The sequence below is a fragment of the Burkholderia humptydooensis genome, from assembly GCF_001513745.1.
Lineage (GTDB): Bacteria > Pseudomonadota > Gammaproteobacteria > Burkholderiales > Burkholderiaceae > Burkholderia > Burkholderia humptydooensis.
In genome coordinates this window covers 2,395,518-2,419,499 of record NZ_CP013380.1, presented here as the reverse complement: position 1 = coordinate 2,419,499, position 23,982 = coordinate 2,395,518, and the positions used below count along the sequence as shown (strand labels likewise).

20 protein-coding genes, 1 tRNA gene and 1 pseudogene are annotated in these 23,982 nt (G+C 65.0%); 11 read left to right on the top strand and 11 right to left on the bottom strand.

What is annotated here, in order from left to right; all coding sequences use genetic code 11:
* Positions 1–16: 16 nt before the first annotated feature.
* The 5 genes from AQ610_RS33275 to AQ610_RS10845 form a co-directional block, all read right to left on the bottom strand.
* Positions 17–832 carry a class I SAM-dependent methyltransferase gene (locus tag AQ610_RS33275; protein WP_157225882.1) on the bottom strand — a complete coding sequence of 272 codons (816 nt, stop codon included), beginning with the start codon at positions 830–832 and terminating at the stop codon, positions 17–19.
* Between the two features lie 873 nt (positions 833–1,705).
* A tRNA-Pro gene (locus AQ610_RS10865) sits at positions 1,706–1,782 on the bottom strand.
* 286 nt (positions 1,783–2,068) lie between these two features.
* Positions 2,069–3,391 carry an IS5 family transposase gene (locus AQ610_RS10855; protein WP_045554852.1) on the bottom strand — a complete coding sequence of 441 codons (1,323 nt, stop codon included), beginning with the start codon at positions 3,389–3,391 and terminating at the stop codon, positions 2,069–2,071.
* Between the two features lie 122 nt (positions 3,392–3,513).
* On the bottom strand, positions 3,514–4,707 hold the full coding sequence (locus AQ610_RS10850) for a DUF3443 domain-containing protein (protein WP_006026521.1): 1,194 nt from the start codon (positions 4,705–4,707) through the stop codon (positions 3,514–3,516).
* Positions 4,708–4,717: 10 nt separating this feature from the next.
* On the bottom strand, positions 4,718–5,206 hold the full coding sequence (locus AQ610_RS10845; RefSeq protein WP_006026522.1) for a DUF2844 domain-containing protein: 489 nt from the start codon (positions 5,204–5,206) through the stop codon (positions 4,718–4,720).
* Between the two features lie 322 nt (positions 5,207–5,528).
* Between AQ610_RS10845 and bamC the strand changes: the two genes are divergently transcribed.
* Positions 5,529–6,734: an NlpB/DapX family lipoprotein gene (gene bamC, locus AQ610_RS10840; protein WP_006026523.1), complete on the top strand. Its 1,206-nt coding sequence runs from the start codon at positions 5,529–5,531 to the stop codon at positions 6,732–6,734.
* Positions 6,735–7,296: 562 nt separating this feature from the next.
* Complete coding sequence (locus AQ610_RS10835; protein ID WP_006026524.1) at positions 7,297–7,587, top strand: putative quinol monooxygenase; 291 nt, start codon at positions 7,297–7,299, stop codon at positions 7,585–7,587.
* A 52-nt stretch (positions 7,588–7,639) separates the two neighbouring features.
* On the opposite strand, the gene AQ610_RS10830 is transcribed toward AQ610_RS10835, so the two are convergent.
* The 3 genes from AQ610_RS10830 to AQ610_RS10820 form a co-directional block, all read right to left on the bottom strand.
* Positions 7,640–7,897: a hypothetical protein gene (locus AQ610_RS10830; protein ID WP_004191628.1), complete on the bottom strand. Its 258-nt coding sequence runs from the start codon at positions 7,895–7,897 to the stop codon at positions 7,640–7,642.
* 148 nt (positions 7,898–8,045) lie between these two features.
* Positions 8,046–8,318, bottom strand: coding sequence for a hypothetical protein (locus tag AQ610_RS10825; RefSeq protein ID WP_006026525.1), 273 nt, complete (start codon positions 8,316–8,318; stop codon positions 8,046–8,048).
* A gap of 244 nt (positions 8,319–8,562) precedes the next feature.
* On the bottom strand, positions 8,563–9,285 hold the full coding sequence (locus AQ610_RS10820) for a YdcF family protein (protein ID WP_006026527.1): 723 nt from the start codon (positions 9,283–9,285) through the stop codon (positions 8,563–8,565).
* A gap of 201 nt (positions 9,286–9,486) precedes the next feature.
* On the opposite strand from AQ610_RS10820, the gene AQ610_RS10815 reads away from it, so the two are divergent.
* Positions 9,487–9,804: a hypothetical protein gene (locus AQ610_RS10815; protein ID WP_009912654.1), complete on the top strand. Its 318-nt coding sequence runs from the start codon at positions 9,487–9,489 to the stop codon at positions 9,802–9,804.
* A gap of 160 nt (positions 9,805–9,964) precedes the next feature.
* Here the strand turns inward: AQ610_RS10815 and AQ610_RS31785 are convergent, their stop codons facing one another.
* Both AQ610_RS31785 and AQ610_RS10810 read right to left on the bottom strand, forming a co-directional pair.
* Positions 9,965–10,216, bottom strand: a complete 252-nt coding sequence (locus tag AQ610_RS31785; protein ID WP_009912653.1) for a hypothetical protein — start codon at positions 10,214–10,216, stop codon at positions 9,965–9,967.
* A gap of 204 nt (positions 10,217–10,420) precedes the next feature.
* Positions 10,421–10,816 (bottom strand): annotated as a pseudogene (locus tag AQ610_RS10810) (transposase); the annotation flags it as partial.
* A 419-nt stretch (positions 10,817–11,235) separates the two neighbouring features.
* On the opposite strand from AQ610_RS10810, the gene AQ610_RS10805 reads away from it, so the two are divergent.
* The 8 genes from AQ610_RS10805 (at position 11,236) to truB (ending at position 22,308) form a co-directional block, all read left to right on the top strand.
* Positions 11,236–12,138, top strand: coding sequence for a LysR family transcriptional regulator (locus tag AQ610_RS10805; RefSeq protein ID WP_006026529.1), 903 nt, complete (start codon positions 11,236–11,238; stop codon positions 12,136–12,138).
* Positions 12,139–12,547: 409 nt separating this feature from the next.
* The gene (scpB, locus tag AQ610_RS10800; protein WP_043282575.1) at positions 12,548–13,897 is read left to right on the top strand and encodes an SMC-Scp complex subunit ScpB; all 1,350 of its coding nucleotides are present in this window, start codon (positions 12,548–12,550) and stop codon (positions 13,895–13,897) included.
* A 63-nt stretch (positions 13,898–13,960) separates the two neighbouring features.
* Positions 13,961–15,622: a 23S rRNA pseudouridine(2605) synthase RluB gene (gene rluB / locus AQ610_RS10795; RefSeq protein ID WP_043282576.1), complete on the top strand. Its 1,662-nt coding sequence runs from the start codon at positions 13,961–13,963 to the stop codon at positions 15,620–15,622.
* A 304-nt stretch (positions 15,623–15,926) separates the two neighbouring features.
* Entirely contained in the window at positions 15,927–16,388 is a 462-nt protein-coding gene (gene rimP, locus AQ610_RS10790; protein ID WP_004193908.1) for a ribosome maturation factor RimP, read from the top strand.
* Complete coding sequence (gene nusA, locus AQ610_RS10785) at positions 16,385–17,860, top strand: transcription termination factor NusA (protein ID WP_009912647.1); 1,476 nt, start codon at positions 16,385–16,387, stop codon at positions 17,858–17,860. Before rimP ends, nusA begins: the two co-directional genes overlap by 4 nt.
* Before the next feature lie 91 nt (positions 17,861–17,951).
* Positions 17,952–20,870: a translation initiation factor IF-2 gene (gene infB / locus AQ610_RS10780; RefSeq protein WP_043282578.1), complete on the top strand. Its 2,919-nt coding sequence runs from the start codon at positions 17,952–17,954 to the stop codon at positions 20,868–20,870.
* Between the two features lie 105 nt (positions 20,871–20,975).
* Positions 20,976–21,344, top strand: coding sequence for a 30S ribosome-binding factor RbfA (gene rbfA, locus AQ610_RS10775; protein WP_009891499.1), 369 nt, complete (start codon positions 20,976–20,978; stop codon positions 21,342–21,344).
* A gap of 55 nt (positions 21,345–21,399) precedes the next feature.
* A complete protein-coding gene (gene truB / locus AQ610_RS10770) occupies positions 21,400–22,308 on the top strand; it encodes a tRNA pseudouridine(55) synthase TruB (RefSeq protein WP_231748965.1) in 909 nt (302 codons plus the stop codon).
* A 114-nt stretch (positions 22,309–22,422) separates the two neighbouring features.
* Here the strand turns inward: truB and AQ610_RS10765 are convergent, their stop codons facing one another.
* Positions 22,423–23,982, bottom strand: a complete 1,560-nt coding sequence (locus tag AQ610_RS10765; protein WP_015602236.1) for a DHA2 family efflux MFS transporter permease subunit — start codon at positions 23,980–23,982, stop codon at positions 22,423–22,425.

Below are 23,982 nucleotides of genomic sequence, written 5' to 3'. Positions count from 1 at the left end.
GTCGAAAATGCGTGCCTTACCATGAGTGATCGTATGCCGGCCTGCCGACGACCAATACGTCTTGATGATCCGCCCAACCTCTTTCACGGTAAGAGAAAATGCGAATTCCTTTGACTGACTCAATGTCTTTTAATATCTCGGATGCGGTTGTTAACGACACGCCATAGCTTCCGGATATATAGTCATGATTCTCGGATGGATTGTAATCATGATAACCGTACCCAGTTTCCTGATATTCACGAAGGATTTTTTTCCAGGATTCTACATTGATGTAGGGGGATTTCTTGGCAACTGTTTCGCACCATCTGCCATGTACCGTTGCGACGATGATCCCGTTTTCTGTCAAGAATTTTGCGAGATGTTCCAGCCACTTTCTCGTTACTGTGCGCGATGTGTGAGTGAAAAGTGAGCCAACCCATATCAGATCGAACGTTGTGTCGAAATCTACGGCTGTCATATCTTCATTTGAATATATGCCAATTGCTCCGAGTGTATCTCGGCAAAAATCCACGCCGGATCTGTCTATGTCGGATGCGTAAATTTCGGCATCGGGGAAGAGGTTGACTAGATGACGAAGCACTCGACCGTGCCCGCAAGGAATATCGAGCACGCGTTCGATTCTGCCGGTCCAGCTATTGTGTAGCGATTGAATGATGACGTCCGCTGCGCTACATCCGACGTCCATATACCACTGATCGGCCATCGTCTCGTATGGAGAAATTGTGGAATTGAGTGGGGTCGAATAATAATGATCCAGACACTTCGTTAGATATTGTATGCGACTACTTTTTTCTTTCCAGGAACGATATTCTTTGCGCTCCAGCATGTCCATGTTGCATATTTTCATATGTTGCTCCAGAATGGATTATTTTGATGCGGCTGGGCTTCATGATGCTGGTGCAGTTGGTCCGGGGCATTGTACTGTTTCTGGGGTGGATTTGAGAGGGTGGGGCCGAATTATTGGCGGATATGTGTGCATCAACCGGCATGTATTGTTTTGTCTGATGAATGCGAACGAGAATCATATGTGAGTCGATGGCGGTGAGATGATGCGTTGGCGTTGGGTTTTTTTGCGACTAAATAAACGATAGGGTTTTGCGATTTGAATTTGTTTTCAATGTGGCACATAATTTCAAAAAATGAATTCGTAATCGTAAGTGTTTGCCTCGCGATTCAGCGATGCCCTGAAGTCTTTCAGTCCGGGCCGGCAGCGTGCGTACGCTTTCTGCGCGAAAGTCGCGGGGAGGACGGCGGCATGTCGGATCGCAGACGGGTTGGCCCTGGTCGCCTTCGCCGTTGGGGTGGTGGCCGTTGCATGGGCGCTTCTGCATTATTCGGGAGAGTGGTTCTTCCCTGTTGCGGCGCTGATCGCGCCCCGCGTTACTCGCCATGCAGAACGGGAAGTTGAAGAAGCGCCTGAAGGAGCGCGGCGACGGCGGCGGCCGACAGAAATAGGTGGAAGGCGTGCAGGGCGCGCGAAGGTCAATTTTTGGATGGGATCGCCGAATAGGCCCCACGAGTTTTCGCACTCGCGGGGCTTTTCTTTTTCAGCATGCGGGGAAGAATGCATATGCTGACGTTACGCCGAATTCCGCGTGCGTCCGGAGTCAAATATTGGACAGTGTCTAATATGGTGTCCAATTTGCCCAAAAAATGAGCGCCAGTTAAAAAACCCGCACAGCCTCACGCCATGCGGGTTTTGATCTGGTCGGGGCGAGAGGATTTGAACCTCCGACCACCTGCACCCCATGCAGGTACGCTACCAGGCTGCGCTACGCCCCGAAAGCGTGAAAGTATAACAGACACTTTTCGTAAATAGAACTGCCCCGATGCAAATTCTGTTCGGCGCTCATGTGCCGCTCGTTTCGGCGGGACGCTGTCCGCCGCGGATCGACACCGTCGAAACGCGGATCAACGCGAATCAGTCAACGCAGATCAACACGAGTCAACACGAGTCAACACTTCGCGCGCCGCCGAACTTTGCGCTGCCTCCTTCACCGGGTCATCACACATTCCGCTCGTTCGTTTAGTAGTCGGCCCTGAACAATTCGTTTTGCTCAGCGAGGCGTTATGCCGTCGCTAGCGCGACCATCCCGCGATTGAGCAGCGCGGCAAGAATCGGGGCGTAAAAGCGCCGCAGTTTCCGGAGGATCATCCGCAGGTTATGCCCGGCGCCGCACAGCACTGCGTGGATGGCATCGCCCAGCGCACCCTTGAGCCAGTTGCGATCCAGTTTGCCGTCCGCCTTCATGTGACCGATGGCCGGCTCGATTGCGCTGCGGCGCCGGATCATCGCGCGCAGTCCTCGCGTGATGCCGCGTCGCAACCCTGGGTGATAGACCTTTACGCCGTCGATGGCGACACCCTTGTAGCCGCGATCGACGACGGCTATCTCTGGTTGAACGTCGCTCAGGATCGCCGCCTGCTCCAACGCTTCGGCCAACGTGTGACCGTCGTACGGGCTGCCCGGCATCGAGCGCGCACCCACCACCAGGCCTTCCTTGTGCGTCGTCGTAATCGACACCTTCACTCCCAACTCGTACGGCTTGCGCGCCTTGCCCTTGGCCAGGCATTCGACTTCCGGCGCGTGCAGTGCGTACAGCTTGTTCTTGTCCTTTTGCTTCTGCGACAGAATTCGTTTCGTGCGGCCAATCAGGTCTTCCAACGCCACGCGACTTTGCTGAGCGACGCCGTCAAGCTGCCGCTCGACGTCACGCATCACGCGACCTACGCGCGAACGCAAGGTCCGCAACGCCTTCCTCATCCGCTTGTATTGCTTTGCATGCGCGTAACGACCGATCTGATTCGCCAGCCTCGGCGCTTCGCGGTTGTAGTTCTGCCGCAGCTTCAGGCCGTGCCGGGCCGCCGCCTTCACCAGATGCTCCCGACAGCGTTCGAGCAGGCGCGAATCGGTGGGATGCGCAATTGCCTTTTCCATCACCGTCGTATCGACGATCACCCGCTTCAGGCTCGCGCGCTTGATGACGTTGGCACGCTTGGCCGCTTCGATCGTCTCGGCCAGCAGTTCTTCAACGCCGGCTTCGCCCAGCCGCTTGCGCCAACGCGTCAGGCTCGACGGATCGATCGGCGGCTCCGTCTGCAAGTACGTCTCGCCGGTGAAGACCTGCCAGTACGGATTCTCGAGCCATTGCCAGACCACGTCTTCGTCCGACAGGTCGAAGGCGTGCTGCAAGTACAGCAGCCCCGCGATCAGCCGCGGCGAGGTCGCCGGCCGGCCTCTGTTCGACACGAAGCTCGCGCTCATCGCCGCGTCCAACCGATCCCAGTCGATCAGATCGGCCAACCGCACCAGTGGATGCTTCAAGTTGATCTGCTCACGCAGCGGTTGGCGGAAGAAATCTCCCTCTGGCGCCGGTGTCTTCGGTCCCATCCAGACCTCATCGAAATTTGCAGGAAACTCGCACCAATATGCCTGTGCCTTGCAAATCCCACAACACCATTTCGACCTCACAGCCTTGCTGCACAAGCTACTCCGGATTGTTCAGGGCCGACTTAGTACGCATAGTATGGTCCCGGTCCCAGCGGCGTCGCTCTTCCTTCGATCGCGGTATAGACGCTGCGTCCATAGAAGAACGGCAGTCCGAGATCGACGACGTTGCCGATCGGGCCGGCAAGGTCGTTGAATGCAAAGTTGAACGTCGAGAACAGCACTTGCGAACTCGCGACCTGGAACGTCGTCGCTTTTGTCGATGCGCCGTCGCCGCCGCTCAGCGAGAGGCCGAACGTCTGTGTGCTCGCCGGGCAGAACCACGAGCCGCACTGCGGCAGCGACGCATCAGCGAAGAAGATTCCGTTCGAGCCGCTGTCGAAGAACGTGCGCGCGTTGGTGTTGCCGTTGAGCACGCTCGTCACGTAGGCGCCCGATGCGATCGTTGCGAGCGGCGTCGCGGCGCCGAGCCCGTTGTTCGCCTGTGTGCCGATGCCGAAGACCAGCGAGCCGTTGACCGTCGCAGAACCCGTTGCCGGAATCGCGGGCAGCATGATTGCCGCGCCGTTGTTGTCGCTAGAGAATGCGCCGACCGGATTCGCGATCTGTTGCGCGATCGGCTGCGATGTGCTCGCGCACGCCCCGCCCGCCGTGCATCCGTAATACCAGCCGGGCAGCGCGTTGTTCGCGCACGCGGCGCCGCAGTCGGTGACGAAGAGGCCGATGCCGAGAATGCCGTTCGCGCGCAGCGCCCCTTGCGTTTGCATCGGCCCGGCGCTCTGCGTGCAGCCGGCGGGCGCGCTCGGCGTGCTGGGATCGGCGATCACCTGGATCGGGATGTTCGCCGCCACTTCGCCTGCGATCTTCACGTCGGCGCGACGCACCGCGCCCCATGTGAAGCCCGTGCCGAATATCGCGCAGGCGCCCGTGATCGGCGCATTCGCGGCCGGCACGACGGGCAGCGCGACGCTCGACGGCAGCGCGGCCGCGAGGATGCGCAAGCCGTCCGAGCCGGTATCGACCTGCACGTTGTCGATCGTCTGGCATTGGCTCGTATTCGGGGCGCAGACAGTGACGGTCGTCATCAGCATGTTCGCGGCGCCGGTGATGCCCTCGGATACCGTAACGGACTGCACGTTCGCCGCATTGGACGGTGTGACGCCAGTGCCGTTCGAGTTCGATGTCGTCGAGCCGCCGCCGCCGCATGCGGCGAGCGTCGCGGCGAGCGCGGCGACACACCACGCGATCTTGAGGGTCATGGCCGCCTCCTTACCGCAAGTCGTCGATCGACACGCCGGACGGCACCGCGCCGGGCAGCCATGCGCGGCCGACATACGCGCGCATGCGACCGCCGGCATCGACGACGAAGTCGGATTGCGCGACGCGTCCGGCATGGAGTCCCGCGCGGGTGCGCGCGTCCGTCGAGACAGCGTGGCTCTGGTAGGTCGAGAAGCGTTCGCCGAGCAACTGCCGCAGGTTGGGCGATGTCGGGCCGTCCCACGTGTAAGCGAAGACGAGTCCGGCGCGTGTCGCGTACTCGCGAATCGTCGTGCCGCCCGCATCGATATAGCTTCGCATCGTGACGGCGCCGTCGAGCAGCGTGGCCGACGTTTGCGCGAGCGCGCGCGCCGGCGAATTCGTGACGGTGCCGCCGAGCTGCGAGTGTGCGGTAACGGGGGCGAGGGTGACGGCGGCGGCAACGAGAAGGGCGTGCGCCGGGCGGCGCCGTGTCAGGGGGAATGATTTCTTGTCGTTCATGCGACTGCCCTCCGCAGGTGGATACGGGTGGGGTCACTGTTCAATCAATGATAGTGAGTCCCGGTGCGTGCCGCGCCCGAAATCGAGGGAAGCGGATGCTCGTTATCCCTTATCCCTAGTCGGCGGCGCGGGGGCGCGGGGCATCGCGCTGACGTTTCGGGCGCAGCGCGGCCCGCGCGCGAACAAACGGGAATGCGGGCGGGCAAACGAGCGCGAATGAGACTGTGCGCTTTTTGCACGGTCTGCCGCCGGACCGGTAAAATAGAAAGTTGACTCACGGAAAAGTCGCCGTGACCTAGTCTAGTGGAAGGATTCCCAGAACATGACTGATCTTCGTCTTACCAAGCGGTTCGCAGCACTGCTTGCAACCGGCGCGTTCGTGGCCGGCTGCAGTTCGCCGTCGCCTACGAAAATCGACTACAAGAGCGATTCGAAATCGAAGGGGGTGTCGCTCGCGGTGCCGCCCAACATGCTCGACGAGACGCCGGATCAACGTTCGCTGCCGCCGCAGGGCGGTGCGACGTCGCTTTCCAGCCTGCAGCAGGTGCAGCAGGCCGCGCCGCCCACCGATGCGGTCGCGCCCGCCGTGCCGGGCATGCGCATCCAGCGCGACGGCACCGAGAGCTGGCTCGTGATCGACGACAAGGCGCCCGCGCAAATCTGGCCCCAGGTGCGCCGCTTCTGGCAGGAGCAGGGCTTCCTGCTCGTCGTCGAGCAGCGTGACAAGGGCGTGATGGAAACCGACTGGAACGAAACCCATCCGCAGATCAACGATGGCCTGATTCGCGGGGTGATCTCGAAGGCGATGGGCAACTCGTACGTGACGGCGGAGCGCAACAAGTACCGCACGCGCCTCGACACCGCGCCGAATGGCGGCACGTACGTGTTCATCAGTCAGAAGGGGATGCGCGAGGCGCTGACGGGCGCGAACAACGATTCGAGCAAGTGGGAGCCGAAGCCGAACGATCCCGGTCTCGAAACCGAATACCTGAAGCGCCTGATGGCCGTGATCGCACAGAACGACGCGCGCGTGAAGGCGGGCGGCGTGCCGATCGTCGACGATGCGGCGCCGTCGCGCGCGAAGGCGTCGAGCAGCAAGAGCAAGGAGGCGGCCGCGGCGATCGCTGCGAAGAACGTCGCGAGCGCGTCGACGTCGAGCACTCCGAGCGAAGCGGCCGTGCCGGACGTGCCGCCTGAAGTGACGCTTGCCGAGCCGTACGATCGTTCGTGGCTGCATGTCGGCCTGGCGCTCGATCGCGCGAACTTCACGGTCGACGATCGCGATCGCACGAAGGGGCTGTACTACGTCCGCTACGTCGATCCGAAGGACCTGAGCGTCGAGGAGCAGGGCTTCTGGAGCCAGCTTTTCCACGGCAAGAAGGAAAAGAAGGCGAAGCAATACGTCGTCAACGTGAAGGCGGTGACGGAAGGTGAGACGCGCATCGCGGTCGTCGACGACAAGGGCAACGTCGATGCGTCGGCGCCCGCGCGGCAGATCATGTCGCTTCTCGTCAATCAGTTGCGCTGAGGTTGCTGCGCGCGGCACTTCGCCGCCGAACCAGCGAAGCCCGCCTTTCGGCGGGCTTTTTTTATCTGCGTCGGACGTCAATGCCGGCCCGGGCGCACGCGCGTGCGCCCGTCACACGCCCGTCGTGTTACGTAACGTCACCTCGTAACGACTGGAATGAATGCGCATTTCTGCCCGCCATTTGAGAATTAATCGTTAAAAATCAATCGCTTGATAATTCACTTCTGGCTGGCACGGAAGCTGCTCCTTCTATCGTCAACAAGCAATCAGGGAGGACGCCCAAAAACAGCCAGGTTCGATTACGCGTGCCTCCCGCCTAGTGTGGATATCGACGTTTCGGGCAGTCGCCGTTGCCGGCGAAGCTGCCGTACTGGACGATGACCCGCGCGTTCGCGCGGGTCTCGGTGGCCCCGTCGCCTATCCTCGTAGGGCGACGGTTTTGCCCGCGCTTCCCGTGAAGCGCGGGCTATTTTTTTGAGGCGGGTGAGCGTCGAAACGCGAAAGCCTGCTTGCTTCGATTCGCGTATGCTGACCCCTTTGTCACGAAGCAAAGGAGATCTGCATGTCCGAAGTCGCCGTGGTCGCGCTCATCGTCGCCAAGCCTGGCGCAGAAGCGGAACTGTTGGAACAACTCGAGGGGATTGTCGGGCCGACGCGCAACGAAGAGGGCGCGCTGCAATACGATCTGCATCGCGACTTACAGGAGCCGCGCCGTTTCATTTTCATCGAGCGGTGGGCCAGCGAAGCCGCGCTTGCCGCCCATGCGCGCTCCGCGCATATCGACGCGTACAAGCGCGCCGCAGCGGATTGGATCGAGCATTCGGAAATTCGCGTCGCGTCGAAGATCGCGTAGCGAAGCGAGGGGCCGTGCGCGGCCCGGCCCAGCCCAGTAAGTGCAACGACGGTCAGTGCGATGCGTTCGGAACGTCGAGGATCAGGATGATCGTCCAGTCGGCGTCGCCGTCGTGGTGGTATTGCCGCTCCGCGACGATGAACGGCTGCTGTTTGCCTTGCGGGCCGAGGAAAAGCACGTCGCCTTCCATCGGCAGGCATTCGATCGGCGGCAGCGCGAGGAACGCGTCATCGGAGCCGCGCGGCATCAATTGCTTGATCTTGCGCGTCGCGGCTTCGGTCCATTCGATGTCCAGTTGGATGTTGCTCATTCAGTCCTCCGCACCGGAGTGCGCACGGTTGGAAAAGTCGGTGCGCGACTTTAGCACAATGCGCTGCGTGCTCATTCGGGCGCGCCAATGAAAAAGCCGAACCCGGCAGGCCGGATTCGGCTTTCGCGCAAGCGGGACGTGCCGTGCTTTATTGGCTGGCGGCGTCTGCCGGAGCCGCCTTGGCTGCCTTCTTCGCGCCCTTGTGAGCCTTCTTCATGTGATGCTTGTGCTGCTCGTGCATCGGCTTCGCCTCGGCGGCCGGTTCGGCTGCCTGCTGTTGTTGCAGCGCTTGCGCGCGTTGCTCGATTTCAGCGATCTTCGCCGGATCGGTGATCGTCTTGATTTCCGTGCTCTCTTGCGCATGGGCCGCGCCAGCCAGAGCCGACATCGAAACCAGGATGGCCATGGTCATCTTCTTCATTGCTTACCTCCGCTAAGTGGTGATGGACCCGAGTGTTGCCGATTTGTCTGGCGTCTGCAATCGAGTGAGCCGAGTTTATCAAAAGTGACGGATCAGTGCATTCGATTGCGTCTTGGCGCTGCGTCGCGTGGATCGAGCGCAACAGTGGAGCAATCCGTCATCGCTGCGCCATTCGCGCGGTTGCGGCGACCATCGGCGGCACCGAGGCCGCGACGATCCGGCGCGGACAAAGTGGCGTGCGCCGCTAAAACCAGCCGAGGCGGCGGTACACATGAAATTGCGCGACACCGACGATCTCGTGCAGCGCCAGCTCGGCGTTGACGAGGTTGGCCGCGCGCGGCAGCCAGCCGAGCTGCGCGTCCCTGCGGTTCGCGTAGACGGGTTGCGGCACGATCCCGAACCGCTCGAAATCGAGGAGCGCGCGTTTCATCTGATATGACGAAGTGACGAGAATCAGATCATCGTAATGTTGGGCGCGTAATATGGGAACGGTGAAGCGCGCGTTTTCATAGGTCGTGTGGCTGCTTCTCTCGCGGATCAGGTCGGCGTGCGCAACGCCGCGCGCGAGTAGATAGGGCGCATACGTGTCCGCTTCGGTGATGCCGCGCATCTGCGGATCGCCGCCCGACACGACGACCGTGCAGCGCTTCGCCGTTCGTTGGCATGCCGAATAGAGTTCGGCGGTCTTGTCGATGCGGGCGAGTGCGTCGCGCGGCGGCACTGCGGCGCCGTCGCGGCGCCTGATGCCCGCGCCGAGCATCACGATCGTCGTGTCGCCCGTCATCGCCGGATGCGCGACCGGCCGCACGCCGGCTTCCGCGAGCGCGACGAGCGGCGCGGCGAGCCAGCCGGAAGCGATCAGCCACAAGAGTGCGGCGCCGGCCGCGAGTATCGCGAACGCGGCGCGCCTTTTGCGGCAGAGCAGGAAAACGACGAAGAGAAGTCCAAATGAGTTAAACAGAATCAATTTGATTGGGGTAAGGTAGCTTTTTGCGGAAGCGATTGTTGATCTGTCCCCGTAAGGCGCGAACGAAGCGCCAGGGATCGGGTCGGATGGGGTGGAGGGATTATAAGGACCCCTCTTGAGCTGCGTGGCGGCGCCGGTGGGCGGAGACCTCGCTCGGCGGGGCTGCTTTGCAATGTCGCCGCACTTTAAGAAAGAATCGAGATGGCCACGTATTCCAACGAAGCAGTGCTCGACGCGCTCAGGCGCGTCCAGTACCGTCAGGTTCCGTGGGCGAGGCGTCCGGGTGTATTCGAATACCTGCGTGCGCTCGGCTTGATGGATACGGTTCGGCAGAAGACTGTCGCGCCCGCGCCCGGTTTCCACGCGCCCGTCGATATTGCCGTTTTGACGGATAACGGGCGAGTCGAATTCGCTCGGCTCGAACGAGACGAGAGGCAGCCCGATTGGGAGGCTCGCCGAATCGAAGACTACGCGCTCAGCGAAGCGAGCGCCGTGTCGATTCTCGAAAGCCGCTTATAGCACTGCCGCGCACCGCCTCTTTCGCGCGAAAAAAAGCCCGTATCGCGAGGATACGGGCGGTACCGGGTACATTGCTGCTGCCACGCTGTGCTCATGGCAACCATCTGACTCGGCGTGCGTCGCGCAGTTCCCGGGCGCGCGGATTTTTCCTGGCGCGGCGTCAGTGATGGTTCGAATCGTTGGGCGGGCGTTGCGCGTCGTTGTGCGCGCGTGCGTTGCTCACGATGTCACCGCGCAGATCGCCGCGCGGCGCATTGGGTCGCGCACTTGGCGCGGCCGCACGGGCCTGCGAGCGGGTGACTTGCTCCTGCTGACCGTGTTGTCTGGGTGGAAATGAGTCGGCGCGTGAAGGAGCGGCGAGCGCCAGCGAAACGACAACGCCGCATGCCGTGAGCAGTGACATGGGTTTCATCGTTGGAAGCTCCCTTTCAAGCCGTCGAACGGCTCGTTCATATATCGCTAAGTTAAGCGGGGGAGCGAAGGCGCGCTGTAAATATTAGTAAATAGATGTTTCGCAGGATCGCGTCGTCAGGAGTCCGAGCGAACAGGCGGCCGTGTGCCGAAGGGGCGCCGAAAACGATTCTGGGCGGCCAGTGCCGCCCAGAAATAGAATTCATGCCATCTTGACGGGAGCGCGCCAGGATTCCGGATTGGTCCAGAAGGCGCCGCGCAGTCGATCGCGGCTCGGCGGCGCGGGCGGCTTGACCGCGCTTGCGCCGATGCGTCCGCGCAGCGAGATCTGGCGGCCGCTCGTCCCGAGGCGCTTCACCACTTCGGCGAGCGTGCCGTCGGCCTGCCATTCGTCGAAGCGTCGACGGCAAGTCGGCGGCGACGGATAGCGGCCGGGCAGCTTCGACCAGCCTTCGCCCGTCGACAGCACCCAGAGAACGGCGTTCACCACCGAGCGGGCTTCCACGCGGGGACGACCGCGGCGCTCACTGCGTGCGGGCTCGGAGCAGAACAGTCCCTCGAGCAGCGCCCATTCGTTGTCTCTCAAATCGTCGAACAGCATCATGTCCTCACCTCAGCGAAGCTAACTCCGGTGCGCCGCCCTGCGCCGCGCACTCGTCGAGCACTCGTCCAGCGAGTGCCGGGTGAGGGCATCGGCTCCATGAGGCGGCGGATGTTGCGCGATCCGCCGCGAGAAGTCCGAACGCCCGCAGCCCTGTGCGCCTGCTAATGCAGGAAGCGTGCCATGTTGGCGACGACCGTCCCAAAGCCGCCTGGCAGCTAGCTGACAGCCGCGTCAGCTAGGGGCGTATAAGACGCCAAAATGACCGTCGAGCAAATAAGGACAATCACCAATCTTGTGCAGTCCGGCCCGTGAGACGTGCGTTTCAGCCGAGTGCTGCACCGCACCGACACACGGCACGAGATAGTCAGGACGCAATACAATCGCGCATCGATGCGTCCGATTGATGAGGGAATCCCATGAATATCACGCTCAGGCAGTTGCGCGTGTTCATCGAGGTCGCGCGGCTCAAGAGCTTCAGCCGGGCGGGCGACGAGATCGGTCTCACGCAGTCGGCCGTGAGCCGCTCGGTGCGCGAGCTGGAAGGCGAGATCGGACTCAAGCTGATCGACCGAACCACGCGCGACGTGCAACTGACCGACGTCGGCGCCAATCTGATCGCGAGCGTGTCGCGTCTGCTCGGCGACCTCGACGATACGCTGCGCGAGATCCGCGAGATCGGCGAGCAGCGTCGCGGGCGCGTGATCGTCGCGGCAAGCCCGACGATAGCGTGCCGGCTGATGCCGCGCATCGTCGCCGCGTGCGAGCGACGCTTTCCGTTCGTCACGCTCGGTCTGCGCGACGACGTGCAGAGCGACGTGCTGCGCAAGGTGAAATCGGGCGAGGTCGATTTCGGCGTCGTGATCGGGCCGCTCGCGACGAACGATTTGATCAGCGAGCCGTTGATGACCGATTCGTTTTGCCTCGTCGCGCGCGCCGATCATCCGCTCGCCGCGCGCGATCGCGTGCCGTGGACGGCGCTCGCGGGCGAGCGGCTCGTATTGCTCGACTACGCATCGGGCAGCCGGCCGCTGATCGACGCGGCGCTCGCGGCGCATCGGGTTGCGGCGAGCGTCGTGCAGGAGCTCGGCCATTCGGCGACGGTGTTCGGCCTCATCGAGGCGGGCGTCGGCGTGAGCGTGCTGCCGTGGCTGTCGCTGCCGCTGCCGGCCGGCTCGTCGCTCGTCGCGCGGCCGCTGACGCCTCGCGCCGAGCGCACCGTCGAGCTCGTTCGGCGGCGCGACCGCTCGCTGTCGCCGGCGGCGGACGCGGTCTGGGGGCTCGTGAAGGAAATGCCGGCGCGTGTCGAGGATCTGGGCTGACGATGTGTCGCACACAGACTTTCCGGCGTCTCGACGCGTCGTTCGCGCGGGGCGCCCGGTTTCGGGGCGGATCGCCGTTTGCCGGCGTGGAGCGGCGATTCGCGGGCGCGGCAAAGGCGGCGCCCGCGGCCGTTTTCGTGGCCGGCGGCGCGCCGGGGATATGTCTTTTGCCGTACGTTCTTTGTCTTTACGCACCGGTCAATTTTGCGTAAGATGGCGCTCAGTCACGCGGTTCCGGCATGGTTCCGCGCTGTTCCGTCCGGTTCGGGTTGGGCTTGAGAGTTGGTTCGCCGCCCCCGGTTCGTGCTCCCATCAATATGACCGATCAGAATCGGGCGAGCGCGTCTTCCGTTCCTTTCGTCTGTTCGATTGATCCGGTTCGTTTGACCACAGGGTCTGACCTAGCTGCATGAATACCCAAGAGGCGAAAATCGTCCTCGAGACTGCTTTGATCTGCGCGCAGGAGCCGCTGAAACTCGGCGATTTGCGCAAGCTCTTTGCCGACGGCGTGTCGGCGGACACAGTCCGAACACTGCTCGAAGATCTGAAACAGGAATGGACCGGACGTGGGGTCGAACTCGTCGCGCTCGCTTCGGGCTGGCGCTTCCAGAGCAAGCCGGCGATGCGCGCGTATCTCGACCGGCTGCATCCGGAGAAGCCGCCGAAATATTCGCGGGCCGTGCTGGAGACGCTTGCGATCATTGCGTACCGGCAGCCGGTCACGCGCGGTGACATCGAGGAAATTCGCGGCGTCACGGTGAACACGCAGGTCGTCAAGCAGCTCGAGGACCGCGGCTGGATCGAGGTGATCGGTCATCGCGACGTGCCGGGCCGTCCGGCGCTCTATGCAACGACGAAGCAGTTTCTCGACGACCTCGGCCTGAAGGCGCTCGACGATCTGCCGGCGCTCGAGGAGCCGGCCGCGCATCTGGAGGCGAGCCTCCTCGCGCAGCAGGCGATCGACTTTCCCGATGATGTGCGCGGCGTCGGCGAGGTGCTTGCCGACGTGCCCGGCGCGGAAGCGGGCGAGCTCGCTGGGCTGGCAGCCGATCCGACGGTTTCGCCGCGCGAAGGCGCGACGCGGGCCGGCGATGAGCCGGCGCAAGCGGATGCCGCATCGACGAGCGCGGGCGCTGCGCGATCCGGAGGGATGGACGGTTCGGCAGCACGGATCGTCGATCCGGCCGATAATGACGACCGAGCCGGCGCCGATGCGGACGTCGATGCGCCGTGCGGCGACAGCGCATCCGGGCAGGCGGCCGGCCACGCCGCTCGCGAGATCGAATCGGGCGGAATGACCGAGCCGGCGTCGGCGGGCAGTGAAGCAGCCGACACGACTGCGTCGCACGAGCACGCGGTCGCACAGGATGATGCGCAGGATGCAGCGGACGCCGTCATGGCGCCGCATGCCGAAGAAGCGGCCGGCGTTGCCGCCGGCGGCGGCGAGCGCACCGAATCGCCCGCACGGGCGAACGAAAGCGCAAACCCCGTCGCGCGGCCGGGCGCGGAGCTTGCCGACGCGGCACACGCAGCAACCCGCGAGGCGGCCGCCGACCCGGCGGCGGGCCGAGCGACGAAGGAAGACCACGGCGCGATCGGCGGCATCCCGCACGATGCCGAGCCGGTCCGGGCGCACGCGGAGGAGGCGTTGGACGACACGTCCGGCAGTCTCGCCGACGCCGTGCGCAGTGCAAGCGAGGCGATCCCCGAGCGCGCGCAGCAGGACGAAGAAGAAGAGCCTGCGAAGCGTCGCGCCTGAGACGGGCGGCCGAACCCCAGCCGTGCCCGCGACGGGCGCGAGACCTGACATTTTGAGGTTGTTTTGACTGATACCCACGACATCGATTCGTCCGAATCTGCGCATGCCGTTGCGACGGCGCGCGCCGACGGCGCACCCGAGCAGTCCGCTGCGGACGGGGGCGGCGAAGACCGCCCGCGCCGCGGCTTGCGGCGCGGGCCGCGCAGCTTGATCGCGCGCCGCCGAGCGGCCGCGAAGTCGAAGAATACCGACGCGGCGGAAAGCGCTGAAGCGGCGCCGGCGGCCGACGCCGGCGCGGGCGCGGGCGTCGACGCAGCGAAAGCGCCGGCTCGCGCGCCGCGCAGCAAGGACGCCGCGGCGAAGGCGCCGCGCAAGGCGGCAGGCAAGCGCGAAGGCGCGGCGCGGCAAGGCGGCCAGGCGAAGCGGGGCGCGCCGGCTGCGCCGGCCCCGTCGTCCGCCGAGGCGGCCCAGGACGATGTATTTGCCTACGTGATTTCACCCGCGTTCGACGCCGACAACAACGCGTCGGGCGGTGGCGTGCGCGCGCCGATGCTGCGCCGGGGCCGCCAGAATCAGCCGAAGCGCGTGCTGTCGCCGGAAGACGACGCGCCGAAGCTGCACAAGGTGCTCGCGGAAGCCGGCATGGGCTCGCGCCGCGAGATGGAAGAGCTCATCGTCGCCGGCCGCGTGTCGGTGAACGGCGAGCCGGCGCACATCGGCCAGCGGATCATGCCGACCGATCAGGTCCGGATCAACGGCAAGCCGGTCAAGCGCAAGCTGCCGAACAAGCCGCCGCGCGTGCTGCTGTACCACAAGCCGACGGGCGAGATCGTGAGCCACGCGGATCCGGAGGGCCGCCCGTCGGTGTTCGACCGGCTGCCGCCGATGAAGACCGCGAAATGGCTCGCGGTCGGCCGCCTCGACTTCAATACCGAGGGCCTGCTGATGCTGACGACGTCGGGCGACCTCGCGAACCGCTTCATGCACCCGCGCTACAGCGTCGAGCGCGAGTATGCGGTGCGCGTCGTCGGCGAGCTGTCCGAGGCGTCGCGCCAGAAGCTGCTGCACGGCGTCGAGCTCGATGACGGCCCGGCGAACTTCCTGCGCATCCGCGACGGCGGCGGCGAAGGCACGAATCACTGGTATCACGTCGCGCTCGCCGAAGGCCGCAACCGCGAGGTGCGGCGGATGTTCGATGCGGTCGGCTTGATGGTGAGCCGCCTGATCCGCACGCGCCACGGCCCGATTCCGCTGCCGCGCGGGCTGAAGCGCGGCCGCTGGGAGGAGCTCGACGAGGCGCAGGTGCGGCGCCTGATGTCGACGGTCGGCCTGAAAGCGCCGACCGAGGAGAAGGGCAAGCGCGGCGGCGCGACCGAGCGCCGCCAGCCCGATCCGATGCAGACGTCGATGGGCTTCATCAATCGCGAACCCGTGCTGACGACTCACGGCCAGCTCGACCAGCCGCGGCGCGGCCGCCGCGGCCCGGCGGGCGGCGGCTTCGGCGCGGGGCTGGGCGGCTACGCGGGCCTGCCGGGCTACGGCGGCGGCGCGCCGCGCCAGGGCGGCCGCGACGTCGACGGCAACCGCGCGTCCTACGGCGGCGCGGGCGCCAACAAGCGCGGCGCCGGCAAGGGCGGCCGCAACCCGAACGGCAATCGCGCCGAAGGCGGCGCACGCGGCGGCCAGCGTACGCCGCAGCAGCGCAATCGTTCGCGCAGCCGCTGAGCGGGTGAGAACGGCATTCGCAACCGCGGCGAGCGTTGCGAGTGCCCCGCCAAATCGCCGTTTTCGGCTGATTTTGCGGGGCCGAGCTTTGCGTTCGGGCCAAAAATCGCTATAATCGCGGAGTCGCTGGGCGTACGGATTCGATGTGTAGCTCAGGTGCGACCACCGGTAACAAGATGGGCGTTGCGCCCATTTTTTTTTGCCGAAACGGTTGGGCATCTCGGGTAGCGCTTCCTGCGCCGGCTAAGGCGCGCGTTCAGCGGGTGAATCGCGAGGGGCGGGCGCGGACACCTGAGAGGACACTGTGCAACTGACGGAACTGATAGAAACTACGGTCACGGGGCTCGGCTACGAGCTCGTCGATCTCGAGCGCACCGGGCGCGGCATGGTCTGCGTCTACATCGATCAGCCCGCCGGCATTACGATCGACGATTGCGAAAAGGTCACGCGTCAGCTCCAGCACGTACTGACGGTCGAAAACATCGATTACGAACGGCTCGAGGTCTCGTCACCGGGGCTCGACCGGCCGTTGAAGAAGCTGGCTGACTTCACGCGTTTCGCGGGCAGCGAGGCCGTCATCACCTTGAAAAAGCCGTTGGACGGGCGCAAGACGTACCGGGGCATTCTGCACGCGCCGAACGGCGAGACGATCGGTTTGGAATTTGAGAGGAAGAAGGGCGAGGCGGCCATGCTGGATTTCACGCTGGCGGACATCGACAAAGCCCGCCTGATTCCGCACGTTGACTTTAGGAGCCGCAAACAATGAGTCGCGAAGTGTTGATGTTGGTGGATGCGCTGGCGCGCGAGAAGAACGTCGACAAGGACGTCGTGCTGGGCGCGCTCGAAGCGGCCCTCGCGTCGGCTTCCAAGAAACTGTTCGACGAAGGCGCCGAGATCCGCGTGCATATCGATCGCGAGAGCGGTGAACACGAGACGTTCCGTCGCTGGCTCGTCGTGCCAGACGAGGCGGGCCTGCAGGAGCCGGATCGCGAGATCCTGCTGTTCGAGGCGCGCGAGCAGAAGCCCGAAGTCGAGGTGGGCGACTACATCGAGGAGCCGGTGCCGTCGATCGAGTTCGGCCGGATCGGCGCGCAGGCCGCGAAGCAGGTGATCCTGCAGAAGGTGCGCGACGCGGAGCGCGAGCAGATCCTGAACGACTACCTCGAGCGCGGCGAGAAGATCATGACGGGCACGGTGAAGCGCCTCGACAAGGGCAACTTCATCGTCGAGTCGGGCCGCGTCGAGGCGCTGTTGCGCCGCGACCAGCTCATTCCGAAGGAAAACCTGCGCGTGGGTGACCGCGTGCGCGCGTACATCGCGAAGGTCGACCGCACCGCCCGCGGCCCGCAGATCGAGCTGTCGCGCACCGCGCCCGAATTCCTGATGAAGCTCTTCGAGATGGAAGTGCCGGAAATCGAGCAGGGGCTTCTGGAGATCAAGGCGGCGGCCCGCGATCCGGGCGTGCGCGCGAAGATCGGCGTCGTCGCGTACGACAAGCGGATCGATCCGATCGGCACGTGCGTCGGCATCCGCGGCTCGCGCGTGCAGGCCGTGCGCAACGAGCTCGGTGGCGAAAACATCGACATCGTGCTATGGTCGGAGGATCCTGCCCAGTTCGTGATCGGCGCGCTCGCGCCGGCGGCCGTCCAGTCGATCGTCGTCGATGAAGAAAAGCATTCGATGGACGTCGTCGTCGACGAGAACGAACTGGCTGTCGCGATCGGCCGCAGCGGCCAGAACGTGCGTCTTGCCAGCGAACTGACCGGCTGGCAGATCAACATCATGACGCCGGACGAATCCGCCCAGAAGCAGAATGAAGAGCGCGACGCGCTGCGCGGCCTGTTCATGGCGCGCCTCGACGTCGACGAGGAAGTCGCGGACATCCTCGTCGACGAAGGCTTCACGAGCCTCGAAGAGATCGCCTACGTGCCGCTCAACGAAATGCTCGAAATCGAGGCATTCGACGAGGATACCGTCCACGAGCTGCGCAACCGCTCGCGCGACGCGCTGCTCACGATGGCGATCGCGAACGAGGAGAAGGTCGAGACGGCTGCCCTCGATCTGAAGAGCCTCGACGGCGTCACGGCCGAACTGCTCACGAAGCTGGCCGAGCAGGGCGTGCAGACGCGCGACGATCTCGCGGAGCTCGCCGTGGACGAGCTGGTCGACATGACCGGCATGGAAGAGGAAGCCGCGAAGGCGCTGATCATGAAGGCGCGCGAACACTGGTTCCAGTGAGAAATGACCATGGCGCACTGATTTGCTGGCGGCCGGAAGGCCTGACCCGATGCTAACCGCAAGGAATCGGTCCTTGCACTAAGAGGAATGAATGGCGAGTAACAACGTAGCCCAATTTGCCGCGGAACTGAAAATGCCTGCTGGTGTGCTGCTCGAACAACTGCAGGCAGCGGGCGTCCAGAAAGCGAGCGAGGACGATGCGCTGTCGGAGACGGACAAGGCGCGTCTGCTCGATCATTTGCGCAAGTCGCACGGTGCGTCCGATGGCGACAAGCGCAAGATCACGCTGACTCGCCGGCACACGTCGGAGATCAAGCAGGCCGACGCAACGGGTAAGGCTCGTACCATTCAGGTCGAGGTGCGCAAGAAGCGCACGTTCGTCAAGCGCGACGACGTGAGCGAGACGGGCGCCGACCAGGCTCAGGCGCAGACCGACGAGCAGGCGGAAGCCGAGCTGAAGCGCCGCGAGGAAGAAGCGCGCCGCGAGGCCGAGCTGCTCACGAAGCAGGCGCAGGAACTGCGCGAGCGCCAGGAGCGTCTCGAGCGCGAGGAAGCCGAGCGCCGCGCGCGCGAGGAAGCGGCCGAGGCTGAGCGCCGCCGCGCGGAAGAAGAGGCTGCGGCGAAGCGCGCGGCGGCAGCGCAGGCGGAAGCCGCGCAGCAGGCCGCGGCGGCTCGCGAGGAAGCGCAGCGCGAGCAGAGCGAGCAGACCGCTCAGGACGAAGCGCGCGCGGCTGCCGAGCGCGCTGCACAGCGCGAAGCGGCGAAGAAGGCCGAGGACGCTGCGCGCGAAGCGGCCGACAAGGCGCGCGCCGAGCAGGAAGAGATTCGCAAGCGCCGCGAAGCTGCCGAGGCCGAAGCGCGCGCGATCCGCGAAATGATGAACACGCCGCGCCGCGCGCAGGTCAAGGCGGTCGAGCCGCCGAAGCCGGCCGAGCAGCCGGCTGCGAAGGCGGCCGAGGCGAAGGGCACGCTGCACAAGCCGGCGAAGCCCGCCGGCGAGGCGGCTGCGGCCCGTCCTGCGGCGAAGAAGCCGGCAAGCGGCGCGGCGGCGCCCGCCACCGCGCCCGCGGGCGACCGCAACAAGAAGCCGGGCGCAGGCAAGGGCCCCTGGCAGGACGACGCTGCGAAGCGCCGCGGCATCAAGACGCGCGGCGATTCGAGCGGCGGCGTCGACCGTGGCTGGCGCGGCGGCCCGAAGGGGCGCGGCAAGCATCAGGACAACGGGTCGTCGTTCCAGGCGCCGACCGAGCCGATCGTGCGTGAAGTGCACGTGCCGGAGACCATCTCCGTCGCGGATCTCGCGCACAAGATGGCGATCAAGGCATCGGAAGTCATCAAGGTGATGATGAAGATGGGCCAGATGGTCACGATCAACCAGGTGCTGGACCAGGAAACGGCGATGATCGTCGTCGAGGAACTGGGCCACCGCGCGCTCGCCGCGAAGCTCGACGATCCGGAGGCGCTGCTCGTCGAAGGCGAAGTCGGCAGCGATGCGGAGCAACTGCCGCGGCCGCCCGTCGTCACCGTCATGGGTCACGTCGACCACGGCAAGACGTCGCTGCTCGACTACATCCGCCGCGCGAAGGTCGCGGCGGGCGAAGCGGGCGGAATCACGCAGCACATCGGCGCGTATCACGTCGAAACGCCGCGCGGCGTCGTCACGTTCCTCGATACGCCGGGTCACGAAGCGTTCACGGCCATGCGTGCGCGCGGCGCGAAGGCGACCGACATCGTCATTCTGGTGGTGGCGGCCGACGACGGCGTGATGCCGCAGACGAAGGAAGCGATCTCGCACGCGAAGGCGGGCGGGGTGCCGATCGTCGTCGCGATCAACAAGATCGACAAGCCGGACGCGAACCCCGATCGCGTCAAGCAGGAACTCGTCGCGGAAGGCGTCGTGCCGGAAGAGTACGGCGGCGATTCGCCGTTCGTGCCGGTGTCGGCGAAGACGGGCGCGGGCATCGACGAGCTGCTCGAGAACGTGCTGCTGCAAGCGGAAGTGCTGGAGCTGAAGGCGCCCGTCGATTCGCCGGCGAAGGGCATCGTGATCGAAGCGAAGCTCGACAAGGGCAAGGGCCCGGTCGCGACGGTGCTCGTGCAGTCCGGCACGCTGAACCGCGGCGACGTCGTGCTCGCTGGCACGGCCTACGGCCGCGTGCGCGCGATGCTCGACGAAAACGGCAAGCCGACGAAGGAAGCCGGCCCGTCGATTCCGGTCGAGATCCAGGGCCTGTCCGAAGTGCCGGGCGCGGGCGAGGAAGTCATCGTGCTGCCGGACGAGCGCAAGGCGCGCGAAATCGCGCTGTTCCGTCAGGGCAAGTTCCGCGACGTCAAGCTCGCGAAGCAGCAGGCGGCGAAGCTCGAAAGCATGCTCGAGCAGATGGGCGAAGGCGAAGTGCAGAACCTGCCGCTCATCATCAAGGCGGACGTACAGGGCTCGCAGGAAGCGCTCGTGCAATCGTTGCTCAAGCTGTCGACCAGCGAAGTGCGCGTGCAGATCGTGCACAGCGCGGTGGGCGGCATCAGCGAAAGCGACGTCAATCTCGCGACCGCGTCGAAGGCCGTCATCATCGGCTTCAACACGCGTGCGGACGCCCAGGCGCGCAAGCTCGCCGAGGCGAACGGCATCGACATCCGCTACTACAACATCATCTACGACGCGGTGGATGAGGTGAAGGCGGCGATGTCGGGCATGCTCGCGCCGGAGAAGCGCGAAGTCGTGACGGGCATGGTCGAGGTGCGCCAGGTGTTCAAGGTGCCGAAGGTCGGCGCGGTCGCCGGCTGTATGGTCACGGACGGCATCGTCAAGCGCTCGTCGTCGGTGCGCGTGCTGCGCAACAACGTCGTGATCTTCACGGGCGAGCTCGATTCGCTGAAGCGCTTCAAGGACGACGTCAAGGAAGTGAAGCAGGGTTTCGAATGCGGTATGTCGATCAAGAACTTCAACGATATTGTCGAAGGCGACCAGTTCGAGGTGTTCGAAGTCACGGAAGTCGCGCGTACGCTGTAACGCCGGCGTGACGGCTTGAATGGGCGGGTCGGGCTTGGGCCCGCCCCGCCCATTTTCATGAACGGTGTCGCGCGCTTCGCCGATCAACCGGATGACGGATTTATCATGTCGAAAAAACGCAGTTCTCCCAATCGCAACGTGCAGATCGCCGATCAGATCCAGCGGGATCTGTCCGAGCTCATCATGCGCGAGGTCAAGGACCCGCGCATCGGGATCGTGACGATCCAGTCGGTCGAGCTCACGCCCGACTACGCGCACGCCAAGGTCTACTTCACCGCGCTCACGGGCAATCCCGCGGACACGCAGGAAGCGCTCAACCATGCGGCCGGCCATCTGCACAATCTGCTTTTCAAGCGCCTGCACATTCATACGGTGCCGACGCTGCATTTCCACTACGACCAGACGATCGAGAAGGCCGTCGCGATGTCGCGCCTCATCGACGAGGCGAACGCGACGCGCGCGAAGGACGACTGAGCATCGCACGAGCCATTGCGCGCTGACCATGACGACTGTTTCGCCCCGCCCCCGGATTGCCCGCCGCGCGCTCGACGGCGTGCTGCTGCTCGACAAGCCGGTCGGGCTTTCGAGCAACGACGCGCTGATGCGCGCGAAGCGTTTGTATCTTGCGAAGAAGGCGGGCCATACGGGCACGCTCGACCCGCTCGCATCGGGGCTGCTGCCGCTTTGCTTCGGTGAAGCGACGAAGTTCTCGCAGGATCTGCTCGACGCCGACAAGACCTATGAAGCGACGATGCGGCTCGGCGTGCGCACGACGACGGGCGACGCCGAAGGCGACGTGCTCGACACGCGCGACATCACCTGCGACGAAGCAGCGGTCGGCGCGGCGCTCGCGCGCTTCGTCGGCGACATCGTGCAGGTGCCGCCGATGTATTCGGCGCTCAAACGCGACGGCAAGCCGCTTTACGAATACGCGCGCGCCGGCCAGACGGTCGAGCGCGAAGGGCGCACGGTGACGATCCGCTCGCTCGAGCTCCTGTCGTGCGCGCTGCCCGACGTCACGTTTCGCGTGACGTGCAGCAAGGGCACATACGTGCGCACGCTCGCGGAGGACATCGGCGCGGCGCTCGGTTGCGGCGCGCATCTGACGATGTTGCGGCGGACGGGCGTCGGCTCGCTGACGCTCGAGCATGCGGTGACGCTCGATGCGCTCGACGCCGCGACGCAGGACGAGCGCGACGCGCGGCTCGCGCCCGTCGACGCGCTGCTGTCGACGTTCCCGTTCGTGACGCTCGACGCGGCGCTCGCGAAGCGTTTTCTGCACGGCCAGCGGCTGAAGCTCTCCGAGCTCGCGGCGCGACCCGAGGCGAACGAAGGCGAGCGCGTGCGCGTCTATGATGCCGATGACCGGCTGCTCGGCGTCGCGCGCGCGTCGGAAGGCGTGCTTGCGCCGGAGCGGCTCGTCGTGACGGGCGCGTAGCCGCGCATTCGCGCCGCGTATCGCATCGCGTCGCATCGCGTCGACACAACGAAAACGCCCGGCTCGAAAGCCGGGCGTTTCGCTTCGCGCGCCGCGAACGGCGCGGGACGCTGCTCAGTGCGCGGCCGACGCCGCCGCGCTCGAGTTGCCGCCGCCCGCGCGCTCGGGCTTCGTGATCCAGATGAGCGCGATCAGCAGCACGAAGATCGCGGCCGAGATGTAGAACAGATCGTTCACGCCCAGTTGCGCGGCCTGCTGCGTCGCCATGTTGTTGATGAGCCCGTGCGCCTGGTCCCGCGTGAGCCCGAGCTGCCCCATCTGCGTGACCGCCTGGTTGAAGGTCGGGTTGTACGGGGTCGCCTGCTCGACGAGCTGCGCGTGGTGGAAGTTGTTCCGATGGTCCCACGCGGTCTGGAAGATCGACGTCCCGATGCCGCCGCACATGATCCGCACGAAGTTCGACAGGCCCGACGCCGCCGGAATCCGGTGGCCTGGGAGGCCGGACAGCGTGATCGACACGAGCGGGATGAAGAAGCCCGCCATCGCGATCCCCTGCACGAAGGTCGGCGCCATCAGCGACCATTCGTCGACGCCCGTCGTATAGCGCGAGCGCATCCAGAAGCACAGCGCGAACGTGAGGAACGCGGCCGTGGCGATGTAGCGCGGATCGGTGCGCGACAGGTACTTGCCCGTGAGCGGCGACAGCAGGATCGCGAAGAAGCCGACGGGCGCCATCACGAGCCCCGCGTCGGTGGCCGTGTAGCCGATCTGCGTCTGCAGCCAGAGCGGCAGCAGCACGAGGTTGCCGAAGTAGAGGCCGTAGCCGACCGACAGCGCGATCGTGCCGCCGGAGAAGTTGCGCATCCGGAACAGCGACAGGTCGACGACCGGGTGCTCGGCCGTCAATTCCCAGACGACGAAGAACGCGAACGCGATCAGCGCGGTGAGCGCGAGCACGACGATCGTCGTCGACGCGAACCAGTCGAGGTCCTTGCCCTTGTCGAGCATGATCTGCAGCGAGCCGACCCAGATCACGAGGAGCGCGAGCCCGACGCCGTCGATCGGCGCGCGGCGCACGGCCGACTCGCGGCTGCGATAGATCATCCACGTGACGGCCGCGGCGGCGATGCCGACCGGAATGTTCACGTAGAAGATCCACGGCCACGAGTAATTGTCCGAGATCCAGCCGCCGAGAATCGGGCCTGCCACGGGCGCGATCAGCGTCGTCATCGACCAGAGCGCGAGCGCCATCGGCGCTTTCGCGCGCGGATAGCTCGACAGCAGCAGCGCTTGCGACAGCGGGATCATCGGTCCGGCGACTGCGCCCTGCAGCACGCGCGATGCTAGCAGGAACGGCAGCGTCGGCGCGAGGCCGCACATCCACGACGAGATCACGAACAGCATGATCGACGCGAGGAAGAGGCGCACCTGGCCGATGCGATCGGTGAGCCAGCCCGTGAGCGGCACCGAGATCGCGTTGGCGACCGCGAACGACGTGATGACCCAGGTGCCCTGGTCGGACGATACGCCGAGGTCGCCCGAGATCGTCGGGATAGCGACGTTGGCGATCGACGTATCGAGCACGTTCATGAACACGGCGAGCGATACCGCGATCGTGCCGAGTATCAGTTGTCCGCCCTTGAGCGGAGGAAGGGGAGCGTGTGGCTGTGCCAT

Excerpts from the sequence above, each read along its gene's own strand:
- AQ610_RS10830 (WP_004191628.1), bottom strand. The coding sequence starts at position 7,897 with ATGAGCAACATCCAACTGGACATCGAATGGACCGAAGCCGCGACGCGC.
- AQ610_RS10765 (WP_015602236.1), bottom strand. The coding sequence starts at position 23,982 with ATGGCACAGCCACACGCTCCCCTTCCTCCGCTCAAGGGCGGACAACTG.
- AQ610_RS31785 (WP_009912653.1), bottom strand. The coding sequence starts at position 10,216 with ATGAAACCCATGTCACTGCTCACGGCATGCGGCGTTGTCGTTTCGCTG.
- infB (WP_043282578.1), top strand. The coding sequence starts at position 17,952 with ATGGCGAGTAACAACGTAGCCCAATTTGCCGCGGAACTGAAAATGCCT.
- scpB (WP_043282575.1), top strand. The coding sequence starts at position 12,548 with ATGAATACCCAAGAGGCGAAAATCGTCCTCGAGACTGCTTTGATCTGC.
- AQ610_RS10845 (WP_006026522.1), bottom strand. The coding sequence starts at position 5,206 with ATGAACGACAAGAAATCATTCCCCCTGACACGGCGCCGCCCGGCGCAC.
- AQ610_RS10855 (WP_045554852.1), bottom strand. The coding sequence starts at position 3,391 with ATGGGACCGAAGACACCGGCGCCAGAGGGAGATTTCTTCCGCCAACCG.
- nusA (WP_009912647.1), top strand. The coding sequence starts at position 16,385 with ATGAGTCGCGAAGTGTTGATGTTGGTGGATGCGCTGGCGCGCGAGAAG.
- AQ610_RS10850 (WP_006026521.1), bottom strand. The coding sequence starts at position 4,707 with ATGACCCTCAAGATCGCGTGGTGTGTCGCCGCGCTCGCCGCGACGCTC.
- AQ610_RS10825 (WP_006026525.1), bottom strand. The coding sequence starts at position 8,318 with ATGAAGAAGATGACCATGGCCATCCTGGTTTCGATGTCGGCTCTGGCT.
- bamC (WP_006026523.1), top strand. The coding sequence starts at position 5,529 with ATGACTGATCTTCGTCTTACCAAGCGGTTCGCAGCACTGCTTGCAACC.
- rbfA (WP_009891499.1), top strand. The coding sequence starts at position 20,976 with ATGTCGAAAAAACGCAGTTCTCCCAATCGCAACGTGCAGATCGCCGAT.
- AQ610_RS10805 (WP_006026529.1), top strand. The coding sequence starts at position 11,236 with ATGAATATCACGCTCAGGCAGTTGCGCGTGTTCATCGAGGTCGCGCGG.
- AQ610_RS33275 (WP_157225882.1), bottom strand. The coding sequence starts at position 832 with ATGGACATGCTGGAGCGCAAAGAATATCGTTCCTGGAAAGAAAAAAGT.
- AQ610_RS10835 (WP_006026524.1), top strand. The coding sequence starts at position 7,297 with ATGTCCGAAGTCGCCGTGGTCGCGCTCATCGTCGCCAAGCCTGGCGCA.
- AQ610_RS10815 (WP_009912654.1), top strand. The coding sequence starts at position 9,487 with ATGGCCACGTATTCCAACGAAGCAGTGCTCGACGCGCTCAGGCGCGTC.